The organism is Bradyrhizobium sp. CFUWI, from assembly GCF_056429085.1.
This window is the reverse complement of record NZ_JBWJZE010000006.1, coordinates 24,510-38,143: the sequence shown is the minus strand read 5'-3', so window position 1 is coordinate 38,143 and position 13,634 is coordinate 24,510. Positions and strand designations below refer to the sequence as shown.

The following is a 13,634-nucleotide window of genomic DNA, read 5'->3' as shown; positions in this document are numbered from 1 at the left end:
GCCGGCTCAAATCCTGACATGGGAGTGAACAGCTGCTCCCGCCGGCATAGTGGGGGGAGACCGGCATGAGTTCAGCGCCTCGACCGTTGGCCGATCCGCGGCGGCAGGGTTATCGAATTCTCCATGAAGCCGATTTGCGGGATTACATTGCAGAGATCTTCGATGTCGCGGCCCGGCTGGGCGGCGAGCCGGCGTCCTGGACGATCACCGAGGTCGGCGACGGCAATCTCAACCTCGTCTTCATCGTCAAGGGCGCGCGCGGCGGCGTCGCCGTCAAGCAGGCGCTGCCCTATGTCCGCCTCGTCGGCGAAAGCTGGCCGCTGCCGCTGTCGCGGGCCCATTACGAATATCTGGCGCTGTCGAAGCAGGCCCAGCTCGCACCCGGCCTCGTGCCGGCCTTGCTGCATCACAACGAGAACCTGGCGCTGACGGTGATGGAGCTGCTCGAGCCCCATATCATCATGCGCAAAGGGCTGGTTGCGGGAACGCAATATCCCGGCTTCGTCGGCGACATCACCACCTTCATGGCGCGAACGTTGTTCTTCACCTCCGACCTCGCGCTGTCCGCCGCCGAGAAGAAGGAGGGCATCGCCGCTTTCGCCGGCAACCACGCGCTGTGCAAGATCACCGAGGATCTGATCTTCACCGATCCCTACCGTATCGCCGAGCAGAACCGCTGGACCGCGCCGTATCTCGATGCCCTCGCTGCGGAGCTGCGCGATGACATGGAGCTGCACGTCGCGATCTCCCGGCTGAAGCTGAAGTTCATGGCAAGCCCGGAGGCGCTGCTGCATGGGGACCTTCATACCGGATCGATCATGGTCACGGAGAGCCAGACGCGGGTGATCGACCCCGAATTCGCGTTCTATGGCCCGATGGGGTTCGACGTCGGCGCCGTGCTCGCCAACCTCCTGATGGCCTATTTCGCCTCCGCCGGCCACGAGCGCGCGCCGGGCGAGCGGGCGGCGTTCGAAGGCTGGGTCCTCGAGACGGTCGAGCAGGTCTGGAGCGAATTCGCCCGCAAGTTCCTCGAGCTCTGGCGCGCCGGCGCGGCAGGCGACGCCTATCCCGCCTCGCTCTTTGCCGGAGAGAAGGGCGCCGCGCGCCTGGAGGCCGAGCGGCAGGCCTACCTGCAGCGCCTGTTCGCCGACACAATCGGCTTCGCCGCCGCAAAGACCATCCGCCGCATCTTCGGCCTCGCCCACAACATCGACTTCGAGCTGATCGCGGACCCGAAGACGCGCGCCATCAGCGAAGCGCGCGCGGTGCGGCTGGCACGTGCCATGATGGTGGAGACGGGGACGTTCCGGACGATCGCTGACGTTACGGGGGCTGCGCGAAAACTGCGGGACTGGATGCCGGAACTGTCGGGCTGAAGACGTCGCCATGCCGCACACTCCGTCATTGCGAGGGGCCCTGTTGCGGCGAAACATTCTGGATTGCTTCCGCCTTCGCCAAGGCTTCGGCGGACAAGTCGCTGCGCTCGCAATGACGGGGAGACAGACGCCCTCAATACAGCCGTATCGGCAGCGGCACACCCTCGGGGCCGACCAGAAGGCCCCAGGCCTCGTTGGCCGCGACCTCGAACTCCCGGCTCGCGGCCGCGCTGCCGTCGAGCTTGAGGGTGACCTTGTATGTGCCGGGCGACAGATCGATCTTCTGGCTATCGGGCAATTTGTCCGCGGCGACGTCGGAGTCGATCAGTTTCTCTCCGGCGTGAGCCGCCAGTTTGATAGCTCGCCCATTGACGGTGATGTCGGCCGCTTCGTCCGTCTTGTTGCCGAGCAACAACATCACGCGGCCCGGTGCCGGCCGGATGGCGGACGTGGCGGCCAACAGCTTACGCAGCGAGAGGTCGACAATCGTCATGTTGTCCTGACGGACCAGCCGCAGCAGCCCCGGCCCATCTGACGTCGTGAAGGCGACGACGGCCCGATCGGGCGCGACGACCGCACCGTCATCTTCGGTCCAGCCGCGCTTTGCGAGTGCAGCGCGATAGAAGCCGAGGACGGCCTCGACACCAAGCGGCGTCTCGACGTGAGCCGACCTGATGAACGGTGAATTCTTCGCGGTCATCAGGTCCCAATCTTCCGCGAGCGGCAGGCCCATGTCGTCGGACATCTTGGCCTCGAACGTCCGGCTTGTCGCCCGTGCCAGAAGCCCGATGGCGTCGCAGAGCAGGCGCTCGCCGAGATAGTCCGGGGCGCAGCGGTCCCTGAGTGCCCACCATGTATCGTCGACGTACCCGTTGGACCGTGTGGTGTGGGACCAGCTGACCTGGATGGTGTTCGTCGGGCTGTCACGGAGAGCGTCCGGCGTAACGGGAATCGCCATCGCGGCCGTCGCGGCCACCAGACTGCCGGCGAGCAAGGCGCCTAACGTTCCGCGTTTCATTTTTTGGGCAATCCTCAGGGCTCAGATGACGATCCAGAGCTTGGTCGCGTTGACCGGGAAATATGTTCACCCGTCCGGGTCGCCCGATGACGCACCGCCTCAGTGCGGCTTGCACCGCTCGGGGGATGCAACCTGGCCTCCGAGCTCCTCGCCGAAGCGCCGCCATCTCGGAACAGACATTGCTCTCCAGCAAAAACGACGCTTGCATTCGATGGGCTGCGAATGATCAAATCTCTGATCGGCATCGAATTGCGTTGTTGGGGGACACATGATGTTCAGGATGATCGCAATCATCGCGGGGATGGGGCTGGCGCTCGCCACAACGGCGGAGGCCCAGACGCCGCGCAAGGGCGGAACCATCCGCATGACGGCGCCCTACGGCTCGAGCTTCACGAGCCTCGACATTCACACCACGCAACGCGCCCAGGACGAGATCTACGCCAAGGCGCTGCATCGCTCGCTCTACGTCTGGAATTCCGCGGAAGGCAAGCCGGTCCTGGAACTCGCCAAGGAGGAAGTGGTCTCCGGCGGGGGCCTGGTTCACACCTTCAAGCTGCGCGACGACGCTTATTTCCACAATGGCCGCAAGATGACGGCCGACGATATCATCTGGTCCTATAACCGCATCATGGACGGCACCAAGGCCTATCCCGGGGCGCGCTTCGTCCGCGTCATCGAGGGTGCCGCCGCGGTCGAGAAGGGCCAGGCCAAGGAAATCTCCGGCCTGAAGAAGATCGACGATTTCACCATTGAGATGAAGCTGACCGAGAAGGTCGATCCGGGCTTCTACTTCTTCACTGCGCTGACTTCGATCTATCCCGCCGACGAGGGCGCCAAGGAGAGCTTCATCCAGAAGCCGATCGGCCTCGGACCGTTCAAATTCGTCGAGCACGTGCCAGGGTCGCGCATCGTGCTGGAGCGGTGGGACCGGTTCTACAAGCCCGGCAAGCCCTACGCCGACAAGGTCGTCGTGTCGATCATGGCCGAAGCCGCGGCCCGCGACGTCGCCTTCCGCAACAAGGAGATCGACACCTCGGTGCTGGGACCTGCGCAATACGTCGCCTATCAGTCCGATGCTGCCCTCAAGGGCACCATCGTCGAGGTCGCCGAGGTCTTCACACGCTACATGGGCATGAATCCCTCGTTCAAGCCGTTCTCCGACAAGCGCGTGCGGCAGGCGATCAATTACGCGATCGATACCGATCTGATCATCAACAAGCTGGTCAAGGGCAAGGCCTATCGCGCCACCAGCTGGCTGCCGCTGACCTCGCCCGCCTACGACAAGGCCATGAAGCCTTACCCCTACGACCCCGCCAAGGCCAAGCAGTTGCTCGCCGAGGCCGGCTATCCCAACGGCTTCGAGTTCGAATGGACCGCCAGCCCGAACGAAAGCTGGGGCCTGCCGATCGTGTCGGCCGTGATCCCGATGCTGGACAAGGTCGGCATCAAGGCCAAGGTCAAGCAGGTCGAGACCGCCGTGCTGGCGGAGGTGGTTCGCACCGGCGACTACCAGGCCTTCATCTATTCCCAGGCCAGTGGCCCGGATCCGCTGGCTGCCCTCAAATGCTTCCACTCGTCGACGCCGCAACCGGCCTGCAACTACATGGCCTACAAGAATGCCGATTTCGACAAGATCGTCGATCAGGCAGCGCAGGCCGACGACGTCGCAAAGCGCAGCGAATTGCTGCAAAAGGCCAATGCGCTGCTCTATGAGGAGGCTCCGGTCTGGTTCTTCAACTACAACAAGGCGGTGATGGCGGTGCAGCCATGGCTCAAGGGGATTCAGCTGAACGCGACGGAGCTGACCCATCAGAACGTCGAAGATCTCTGGGTCGACGAGACCTCGCCCGCGAAGTGACATACGCTCGCGCGCTCCCTCCATCGCCTCAAGCCATGGAGGGAGAGAGGAACAGTGCCGATGCTCTCCTTCCTGATCCGTCGATTGCTGCAAACCGTTCCGACCGTGCTCGCCGTCGTGCTGCTGGTCTTCGTGCTGTTCAGCGTCGTTCCGGGCAGCATCGTCTCCTCCATGAGCGACGACAGCGATCCGCAGGTCGAGCTGCGCATGAAGAAGCAGCTCGGTCTCGACGATCCTGTCTATGTGCGTTTCGGCGCCTACATTGCCAAGCTCGCGACCGGTGATTTCGGCACCTCGTTCCGCACGCGCGAACCGGTCACGACCATGATCGCGAAGCGGGCATGGCCGACGCTGCAGCTGATCTTCGCGGCCATGGCCTTTGCGATTCTGATCGGCGTTCCTCTGGGCTTCATCGCCGCGCTGAAACCGGGCGGCATCGTCGACACGCTCGCGATGGTCGTGGCGGTGTCGGGCCTCTCCATCGCCAAATTCTGGCTCGGCCTCGTCCTGATGTACCTGTTCGCGTTGAAGCTCGGCTGGCTGCCGAGTTTCGGCTATGGCGACGGTGGATTGAAATATCTGCTGCTGCCGGCCGTTACGCTCGGCGTCTCGCCGATGGCGCTGTTTGCCCGGACGACGCGCGCCGCGGTCCTGGAGATCATGACGGCTGATTTCGTCCGCACTGCGCGCTCCAAGGGCATGAGCGAAATCAGGGTCGTGAAGTGGCATGTGATGCGCAATGCGCTCGTCATCATCCTCACCACCGTCGGCCTGCAGTTCGGCGGGTTGATGGGGCAGGCGGTCGTCGTCGAGAAATTGTTCTCCTGGCCGGGCATCGGCTCGCTCCTGGTCGACAGCGTCCTGCAACGGGACATTCCGGCCGTCCAGGGCTCCATCCTCGTGGTGGTGATGGCCTTTCTCGCGATCAATCTGCTGATCGACGTGCTCTACGGCGTGATCGATCCCAGGATCAGATACGCATGAAGCTCCGCCCCAATCTCGTCATCGGTGGCGTGTTGTTCGCGCTGGCGATCCTGGTCGGCCTGCTGGCGCCCTGGCTGGCGCACACCGATCCCGTGATGGACGCCAACCTGATGAACGCGGAGGAGCCGCCGAGCTGGACCTGGTGGTTCGGCACCGACGATCAGGGCCGTGACATCTATTCCCGCGTCGTGTACGGCGCCCGGGTCTCGCTGACGGTCGGCATCATCTCGCAGCTGATCAACAGCGTCATCGGCGTGGCCTTAGGGCTGAGCGCCGGCTATTTTGGCGGCTGGTGGGACGATTTCGTCAACGCTCTGACCAATCTCATGCTCGCGATCCCTTCGCTGATCTTCGCGCTGGCGATCATGGCGGTGCTCGGCCCCGGCCTGACCAGCCTGTTGATCGCGCTCGGGCTGACCAACTGGTCCTTCACGTGCCGGATCGCGCGGGCCTCGGCGCTGTCGCTGCGGAGCCAGGGCTATGTGCAGGCGGCGACCGTGCTCGGCTACGGCGATCTGCGCATCATGATCACGCAGCTCCTGCCGAACATGCTCGGGCCGATCATCGTCATCGGCACGCTCGGCATGGGCAGCGCGGTGTTGTCCGAGGCCGCATTGTCGTTCCTCGGGCTCGGCGTCCGTCCGCCCTTTCCAAGCTGGGGCAGCATGTTGTCGGAGGCCCGCGAGCAGATCACGACGGCGCCGTGGCTCTCGGTGTTTCCGGGCCTTGCCATCTTCCTGACCGTGCTCGGCCTCAATCTGCTCGGCGACGGCCTGCGCGACATTCTCGATCCCCAATCGCGGAGCCGGCGTACATGACGGGTACGCCGCTGATCGAAGTCGAGAATCTCCGGCTCGATCTCGATGTCGGATCGAGCCGTGTCGCGGCGGCCGAGGACGTTTCATTCCGCATCGATCGCGGCGAGACATTCGGCCTCGTCGGCGAATCCGGCTGCGGCAAGAGCATCACCGCGCTCGCCTTGATCGGCCTGTTGCGGCCGCCCTTAGCGATCGGCGGCGGCGTCATCCGGTTCGAGGGCAAGGAGATCCAGCATCTTTCGGCCGCCAGGCAGCGGGAGCTGCGCGGCAACCGGATCGCCATGATCTTCCAGGAGCCGATGACGGCGCTGAACCCGGTCTCGCCCGTGGGCCGGCAGATCGCCGAGATGTTCGTGCTGCACAAGGGCAAGAGCTGGCAGGAAGCCAACCGGCTGGCGGTCGAGGCGCTGGCAAGCGTCCGCGTGCCTGCGCCGGAGCGGCGGGTGAAGGACTATCCGCACCAGCTGTCCGGCGGCATGCGCCAGCGCGTGATGATCGCCATCGCGATGGCCTGCGGTCCGGATCTGCTGATCGCCGACGAGCCGACCACCGCGCTCGATGTCACCGTGCAGGCCGAGATCATCGAGCTGATGCGCAATCTCTGCGCCGAGCGGGGAACGGCGATCCTGGTGATCAGCCACGATCTCGGCCTCGTCGCCAATGTCTGCCGCCGCGTCGCCGTGATGTATGCCGGCCGCATCGTCGAGGAGCGCGGCTCGGCCGATATCTTCCGCGCGCCCTCGCACCCCTACACGCAAGGCCTGGTCGACTCGCTGCCGCGGCTCGGCAGCCGTGCGGCGCTCGGCCGCGGCAGGCTACAGGAAATCGCGGGCGTCGTTCCCGCCATCACGAACTTCCCCGAGGGCTGCCGGTTCAATCCGCGCTGCGCGCAGGCGACCGAGATCTGCCGGACGGTCGTGCCGGCGACGGACTTGCTGGCGGCGGGCGGTCTGGTGAGGTGTCATCACCATGCATGAGCCGCGCAACATGCCGGGCGAGCGGCGGCCGGACGACGATCTCATTCTCAGCATCGAGGATCTCGCGGTCCATTTTCCGCTGGGCGGCGGCCTGCTGGGCCGCGGCCGGCGGCTGCTTCGTGCCGTGGACGGTGTCGACCTCGAGCTGAAACGCGGCGAATGCCTCGGCCTCGTCGGCGAGTCCGGCTCGGGCAAGTCGACGGTCGCCTTGTCGATCCTTGGCCTGCTGACGCCGACGCGCGGCCGCATCGTGCTGGACGGGGAGGTCGTCAGGACCAGGCAATCCGGCGACCGCAAGGCGTTGGCGCGTACCGTGCAGATGGTGTTTCAGGATCCCTACGCCTCGCTCAATCCGCGCCAGACCGTGCGCCGCACGCTGGAAGATCCGCTGCGGGTGCACGGCGTGACCGCGAAAAGCGAGATCGAGGACCGCGTCGCCACCATGCTGCGGCATGTCGGCCTGCGGCCCGAGCAGGCCGGCCGCTACCCGCACGAATTCTCGGGCGGCCAGCGCCAGCGCATCGGCATTGCCCGGGCCCTGATCCTCAATCCCAAGATCGTCATCTGCGACGAGCCGGTGTCGGCGCTCGACGTCTCGATCCGCGCCCAGATCATCAATCTGCTGCTGGAACTGAAGGAGACGCTCGGTCTGTCCTACATCATGATCAGCCACGATCTCGGCGTCGTCGAGCACATGAGCGACCGCGTCGCCGTGATGTATCTCGGCCGCATCGTCGAGAACGGCCACTGGCGTGAGATCTTCGAGCGGCCGGCGCACCCCTACACGCAGGCCCTGATCGCCGCCATACCCGATCCCTTGCGCCACGCCCCGCTGGCGACGACGGGCGGCGACCTTCCCAACCCGCTCAATCCACCCAACGGCTGTGCCTTCAGCCCGCGCTGTCGTTACGCGGAGGCGGTGTGCCGGAGCGAGCCGGGGCCAATGCTGGAGACGCGGGCGGATGGGCACGCGGTGAGGTGTGGGCGGAGCGAGGAGATTGCCGGGCGGTCGGCATTAATCTCGGCGGAGGGCTGATGCGCCGAAAGCGCGTCTAAGCACACGCCAAGGTAGCCAATCCGATCATAACGGGACAGAATGGCGGCCCTAATCGGATGATGGACGAGACTGTGATGGATTCGCCGCAAGCCGCACCCTTTGCACCGTTCGAATGGATGCTCGCCGCACGCTATCTACGCGCCCGTCGCAAGGAGGGGTTTGTCTCGGTCATCGCGGGGTTTTCGTTTCTGGGAATCTTGCTCGGGGTCGCCACGTTGATCATCGTCATGGCGGTGATGAACGGCTTTCGCACCGAACTTTTGGGTAAGATCCTCGGGTTCAACGGGCATATTGTGGCGCAGCCGCTAGAGGCCCCTTTGATCGACTGGAAGGATGTCGCCGAGCGCATCGGTCAGGCGCAGGGCGTTCGGTTGGCGGTACCGGTTGTTGACGGCCCGGCACTGGCATCTTCGTCAAACGCTTCTGGCGTTTTGGTGCGCGGCATTCGGGCGGCGGATCTCATTCAGCTCCCCTCAATAGCCAATGACATCAAGCACGGGTCACTCGACCATTTTGATGAGGGCCAGGGCGTCGCCATCGGCCAGGGCCTTGCCGATCAACTCTCGGTACATGCTGGCGAAAGTATCACGCTCGTTGCGCAACGCGGCGCAGTCACGCCTATGGGCATGATGCCGCGTGTCAAGAAATATCGAGTCGCGGCTGTCTTCGAGATTGGGATGTCCGAATACGACGCGGGCGTCATCTTCATGCCGATCGCAGAAGCGCAGGCCTTTTTTAACCGCAATCAGGACGTCACCGCGATCGAGGTTTTCACGGCCAATCCCGATCGTGTCGACCTGTTTCGCAAGACGGTAGCGGAAGCGGCTGGTCGACCAATCTTCCTCGTTGACTGGCGGCAGCGCAATACGACGTTCTTCAACGCGCTCGAGGTCGAACGCAATGTGATGTTTCTCATCCTCAGCCTGATTGTTTTAGTAGCCGCACTGAACATCGTGGCCGGCCTGATCATGCTGGTGAAGGACAAGGGCAGCGACATCGCGATTCTCAGGACCATGGGCGCCTCACAGGGGGCGATCATGCGGACGTTCATGATCACCGGCGCTTCGATCGGCGTGGCGGGGACACTGGTCGGTTTCGTCGTCGGGCTTCTCGTTTGCAGGAATATCGAAGGGGTCCGGCAATTGTTGTCCTGGCTGACGCGCACCGAGTTGTTCCCGCCAAAGCTCTATTTTTTGTCAAGACTGCCGGCGGAGATCGATCTCGTGGAGTCCGCAGCGGTCGTGACCATGGCGCTAACCCTGTCATTCCTCGCAACGCTATATCCATCGTGGCAAGCCGCGCGGCTCGACCCCGTCGAGGCTCTACGACAGAGGGGCTAGTCACGGCAACGACGCGCGGCGGCTATCCGGCGGGCGCGTTTATGGGATGGATATTTCGCCTTCCGGTCCAACTCTGACCTCTGGTGAGGGCGGCTTCTGCGCGGCTATCAGGAGCATAGTGGACCGCAGCCGCGCTCGGCACGGGTTTAGGGGCACGCGGAATCTTGTGATCAATCAGATCATTATCGCACGTGACCCGGAGCAGACGTCTTGCGCACTAGCTGGCGACTACGCAGCCCCATTTGTGCCGAACATGGTATAGCGCCGTCTGCGGTTAGCTAATCGGATGTTTTCGTGCCACAGTTCGTCGTCTTTTTTGCGAGGAGCTGACGGAAACCAGTTGGCCTTTGACCGAGATCAAGCTACTCGTAGCTTATGAGGAAGAACAAGACTTTTCGGCTTGTTCTGATCAAGCCGTCACATTACGACGACGATGGCTATGTCATTCGATGGTGGCGCGGCGGCCTGCCTTCGAATTCACTAGCCTGTCTTTACGGCATCGCGCTCGATTGTCGTGAACGCGGCGTTCTCGGGCCCGATTGCAACATCGAGATCGACGCCATCGATGAGACCAACTGGAAGGTGCGTGTCGCGGATCTGGCGCGCGCGATCAAGGCCGCGGAGGCCGGCATGGTGATGCTGGTCGGGGTCCAGTCCAACCAGTTTCCCCGATCGCTCGATCTGGCGAGACAGTTTCGCAAGCTCGGAATCCACGTTGCGATCGGTGGCTTCCATGTGTCCGGCACTCTCTCGATGTTGCCGGAGCGCGATCCCGGCGTTCAGGAGATGATGGACCTCGGTGTGTCGGTCTTCGCAGGCGAAGCCGAGGGACGGCTCGAGGAGCTGTTGCAGGATGCGGTCGCCGGGCGATTGCAGCCTCTGTACAACTACATCGACGATCTGCCACACTTGGAGAACCAGCCTTTGCCGATCATTCCCCGCCAGCAGATCGGACGGGTCATCGGCCACACCACGAGCTTCGACGCGGGGCGCGGCTGCCCGTTCCAGTGCTCGTTCTGCACCATCATTAACGTGCAGGGCCGCAAGTCGCGACGCCGCAGCGCCGACGATATCGAGGCCGTGATCCGCGCCAACGTCGCTCAGGGCGTCTTCGCCTTCTTTCTCACCGACGACAATTTTGCGCGCAACAAGGATTGGGAAATTTTGCTCGACCGCATCATCGCGTTGCGCGAGAAGGAGGGCTGGGACCTCCGTTTCACGATCCAGGTCGACACGCTCTGCCACAAGCTGCCTAACTTCATCGAGAAATGCGCCAAGGCCGGCGTCCGGCGATGCTTCATCGGCCTCGAAAACATCAACCCGGACAGTCTGCTCGGCGCCAAGAAGCGGCAGAACAAGATCACCGACTATCGCGAGATGATGATGGCCTGGAAGAGGGCCAGGATCATGACCGTCGGCGGCTACATTGTTGGCTTTCCCAACGACACACCGGAATCGATCGTCCGCGACATCGAGATCATCAAGCATGAGCTGCCGATCGACATGCTGGAGTTCTTCTTCCTGACGCCGCTGCCGGGCTCGGAAGACCACAAGACGCTCTACTTGAAGGGCGTCGCGATGGATCTGGACCTCAACAAATACGACTTGGACCACGTCACGACGGACCACCCCGCCATGTCCAAGGCGGACTGGGAGCGCGCCGTCGAGCTCGCCTGGAACACCTATTACAGCTGGGAGCACATCGAGACGCTGATGCGGCGTGCCGCGGCGATGGGCAATAATGTCGGCAAGATCGGCACCTACGCGCTCTATTTCAAAGGCTACCATCCCATTGAGCGCGTCCATCCGCTCGAAGGGGGTGTGCTGCGGCTGAAGAGCCGCGGCGAGCGCCGTCCGCATCTGCCGGTCGAGCCGGCCTGGTCGTTCTATCCTCGCTATGCCGCCGACACCGTCGTAAAGGCCGTACAATGGGCTTCGCTCGCTCTGCGCCTCCACCGGCTGGCGCGCAAGGTCAAGTCGGATCCGCACCGGCTCGCCTATGTCGATGCGGCGATCACACTGCAGGCCGACGAGACCGCGAGTCTGGATTTGTACAAGACGCGGTCCAGCCAGGCGTTTCTCGATCAGCGGCGGCATATCGAAGAGGCACAGAAACCTAAGTTAGCCGGGGGATAGGATGCCTTGAGTTGAACGGCAGCCCTGGGCCTCGGCACGCAACCTTTGGCCCTGTCAACTCCCAACGCCGCCGACCAGACGCGGCCTGCGATTTGCGAGCGGCTTCGCCGCGGGCAAGGCGCGTAGCCACACGCGAAAACTCACGATCTCCGGACAATCTGCCGTACCTTCCGGCGCAACCAGCCAATCACCCCCGCCCGATCCCTCATCGATCCGCTCGCAGCGATAGCCCGGATGATGGCGGAGGCCGCGGGCGATCAACAGGTCGACCTTGCCCTCGACCAATTCGTGCAGGCCGGCCGGCTGCAGCACCCGCAAGCCGATCTCCGCATGGGTGCTGCGAAACGCCGCCAGATCGAGCCGGCGCAGGTCGAAGCTGCCATGGACTCCCAATTGAAGCTGCATCGCGCCTGCCGGTTTCAATTGCGAGGTCGCCTCCGCAATGTGGCGAAAACCTTCGGAGATGCCGGGCAGGTAGGCCTGTCCGGCCGCGGTGAGGATGAGCTGCTTGTGCAGCCGCTCGAACAGCTGCACGCCAAGGCGCGCCTCCAGCGCTTTCACTTGCTGTCCCACGGCAGCAGGCGTCACGTGCAGCTCGTGCGCGGCCAGCTTGAAGCTGAGATGCCGTGCGGCGGCTTCGAAGGCGCGGAGCGCGTTCAGTGGTGGAAGAGCGTAGGTCATCGCGCTGCACTTTGACACTGCCGGGCCGGGGCGCTGCAATAGATTTTCTTGCGCTGAACCGCAGGAATGATGCTTTGCGCGGCCGCGATGCCGGCGGGTAGGGTCGGCTCGCAATCCGGAGAAACACCATGCCCCCAGCTCACATCGTCAGCCACAATCCTGCAACGCTCAACGCGCCGTTGGGCGGCTACAGCATGGGACTTGAGCTGAGGCAGCATCGCCGCCTGCTGTTCATCAGCGGCCAGGTCCCTGAAAGCTCCGACGGCACCGTGCCAGAGGGTTTCGAGGCGCAATGCGAGCAGGCCTGGCGCAACGTCAAGGAAGTGCTCGCCGCGGCCGGCCTTGGCGTCGAGCATCTGGTCAAGATCACGACGTTCGTGACCGACCGCAACCAGGTCGTGCCCAACCGCATCATTCGGCGCGCGATGCTCGGGGAGCACCAGCCCGCCTTGACAGTCGTGATCGTCGAGACTGTCGACAGCAAATGGCTGCTGGAGATCGAGGCGATCGCCGCGGAATGAAGCCGGGCCTTGCCGGCCTCGCAATGAAACGAACCGAAATGGGTGACCAATGACTGAGATCGTCCATCCCTTCTACGAGGCGCATCGAAGCGCCATGGTGGCCGCCATGCGCGATCGCATCGACCTTGCCGGAACAATGTTGCGCGAGCGCGCGCACTTGGGCGATACCGACGGAATCAGCCGGGAGGTGATGGACGAATTCGAGATCGTGCTCGCCCAGATGCCCTATGTCGGCGGCGCGGCAAGCCGCATGAGCGATTTCTTCATGCGCCTGACGGGCTTCATGGCCATCAGCCGGGTGCTGCAACGGCACGGCGTGCCGGTGGCCGTGATCGGCGAGATCGAGCGGGAAACCTACAAGGCGCAATTGCTCAGGGTGTCCGAAGCCGAGCGCCTCGCCTCGGGCCGCCAGTTCATGTCGCCGGAGAACCAGGCGTTGTTGCGCGAGCAGGCGGCAAGAAGCGTCACCGAGAGCCATCAGGAGCAGTTTCCGGAGGACTTCGTCTACGATTTCGTCGAGCCGGGTCCACACGACAAGTTCGAATTCGGCATCAACTACAAGGCCTGCGGCTTCTGCAAGCTCGCGGCGCGCCACGGCGACAAGGACATCCTGCCGAACATCTGCGGGCTCGATTTCGACGCCTATGCAACGCGAGGCATCCGCCTGGAACGGACACAAACGTTGGCGGGCGGTGCGAGCCACTGCGATTTTCGATTTTCGCGCGTTGCGGATATCGAGCCGTCACCCTGAGGTGCCGATGACATCGTGGCCCTGTTTTGCCCGACGCGTCAAACGGACTTCGTGAAATCCGCAAGCGCGGAGCGTCACTGGCAAGCCATTGATTCTGCTGGCCCCGGCTACTGTGCA

12 protein-coding genes are annotated in these 13,634 nt (G+C 63.7%); 10 read left to right on the top strand and 2 right to left on the bottom strand.

Annotated elements, in window-relative coordinates:
- Positions 1–65: 65 nt before the first annotated feature.
- The gene (gene mtnK / locus AC066S_RS14810) at positions 66–1,376 is read left to right on the top strand and encodes an S-methyl-5-thioribose kinase (protein WP_478270042.1); all 1,311 of its coding nucleotides are present in this window, start codon (positions 66–68) and stop codon (positions 1,374–1,376) included.
- A 133-nt stretch (positions 1,377–1,509) separates the two neighbouring features.
- Here the strand turns inward: mtnK and AC066S_RS14805 are convergent, their stop codons facing one another.
- On the bottom strand, positions 1,510–2,394 hold the full coding sequence (locus tag AC066S_RS14805; protein WP_478270041.1) for a hypothetical protein: 885 nt from the start codon (positions 2,392–2,394) through the stop codon (positions 1,510–1,512).
- A 268-nt stretch (positions 2,395–2,662) separates the two neighbouring features.
- Between AC066S_RS14805 and AC066S_RS14800 the strand changes: the two genes are divergently transcribed.
- From AC066S_RS14800 to AC066S_RS14770, 7 genes are all read left to right on the top strand, one after another.
- Positions 2,663–4,252: an ABC transporter substrate-binding protein gene (locus AC066S_RS14800; protein WP_478270040.1), complete on the top strand. Its 1,590-nt coding sequence runs from the start codon at positions 2,663–2,665 to the stop codon at positions 4,250–4,252.
- 60 nt (positions 4,253–4,312) lie between these two features.
- Positions 4,313–5,236: an ABC transporter permease gene (locus AC066S_RS14795; RefSeq protein ID WP_126257796.1), complete on the top strand. Its 924-nt coding sequence runs from the start codon at positions 4,313–4,315 to the stop codon at positions 5,234–5,236.
- The gene (locus AC066S_RS14790; protein ID WP_135170011.1) at positions 5,233–6,054 is read left to right on the top strand and encodes an ABC transporter permease; all 822 of its coding nucleotides are present in this window, start codon (positions 5,233–5,235) and stop codon (positions 6,052–6,054) included. Before AC066S_RS14795 ends, AC066S_RS14790 begins: the two co-directional genes overlap by 4 nt.
- Complete coding sequence (locus tag AC066S_RS14785; protein ID WP_478270039.1) at positions 6,051–7,031, top strand: ABC transporter ATP-binding protein; 981 nt, start codon at positions 6,051–6,053, stop codon at positions 7,029–7,031. The genes AC066S_RS14790 and AC066S_RS14785 overlap by 4 nt, the downstream gene beginning before the upstream one ends.
- Complete coding sequence (locus AC066S_RS14780; RefSeq protein WP_478270038.1) at positions 7,024–8,067, top strand: ABC transporter ATP-binding protein; 1,044 nt, start codon at positions 7,024–7,026, stop codon at positions 8,065–8,067. The genes AC066S_RS14785 and AC066S_RS14780 overlap by 8 nt, the downstream gene beginning before the upstream one ends.
- 80 nt (positions 8,068–8,147) lie before the next feature.
- Positions 8,148–9,428 carry a lipoprotein-releasing ABC transporter permease subunit gene (locus tag AC066S_RS14775; protein WP_126257797.1) on the top strand — a complete coding sequence of 427 codons (1,281 nt, stop codon included), beginning with the start codon at positions 8,148–8,150 and terminating at the stop codon, positions 9,426–9,428.
- A gap of 375 nt (positions 9,429–9,803) precedes the next feature.
- Complete coding sequence (locus AC066S_RS14770; protein WP_126257350.1) at positions 9,804–11,564, top strand: B12-binding domain-containing radical SAM protein; 1,761 nt, start codon at positions 9,804–9,806, stop codon at positions 11,562–11,564.
- Positions 11,565–11,618: 54 nt separating this feature from the next.
- Here the strand turns inward: AC066S_RS14770 and AC066S_RS14765 are convergent, their stop codons facing one another.
- Positions 11,619–12,245: a LysR family transcriptional regulator gene (locus tag AC066S_RS14765; RefSeq protein ID WP_126257798.1), complete on the bottom strand. Its 627-nt coding sequence runs from the start codon at positions 12,243–12,245 to the stop codon at positions 11,619–11,621.
- Positions 12,246–12,373: 128 nt separating this feature from the next.
- Here AC066S_RS14765 and AC066S_RS14760 point away from each other — a divergent pair, with 128 nt between their 5' ends.
- Entirely contained in the window at positions 12,374–12,766 is a 393-nt protein-coding gene (locus AC066S_RS14760) for a RidA family protein (protein ID WP_126257351.1), read from the top strand.
- A 49-nt stretch (positions 12,767–12,815) separates the two neighbouring features.
- Positions 12,816–13,517: an L-2-amino-thiazoline-4-carboxylic acid hydrolase gene (locus tag AC066S_RS14755; protein WP_478270037.1), complete on the top strand. Its 702-nt coding sequence runs from the start codon at positions 12,816–12,818 to the stop codon at positions 13,515–13,517.
- The last annotated feature ends 117 nt before the right edge of the window (positions 13,518–13,634 follow it).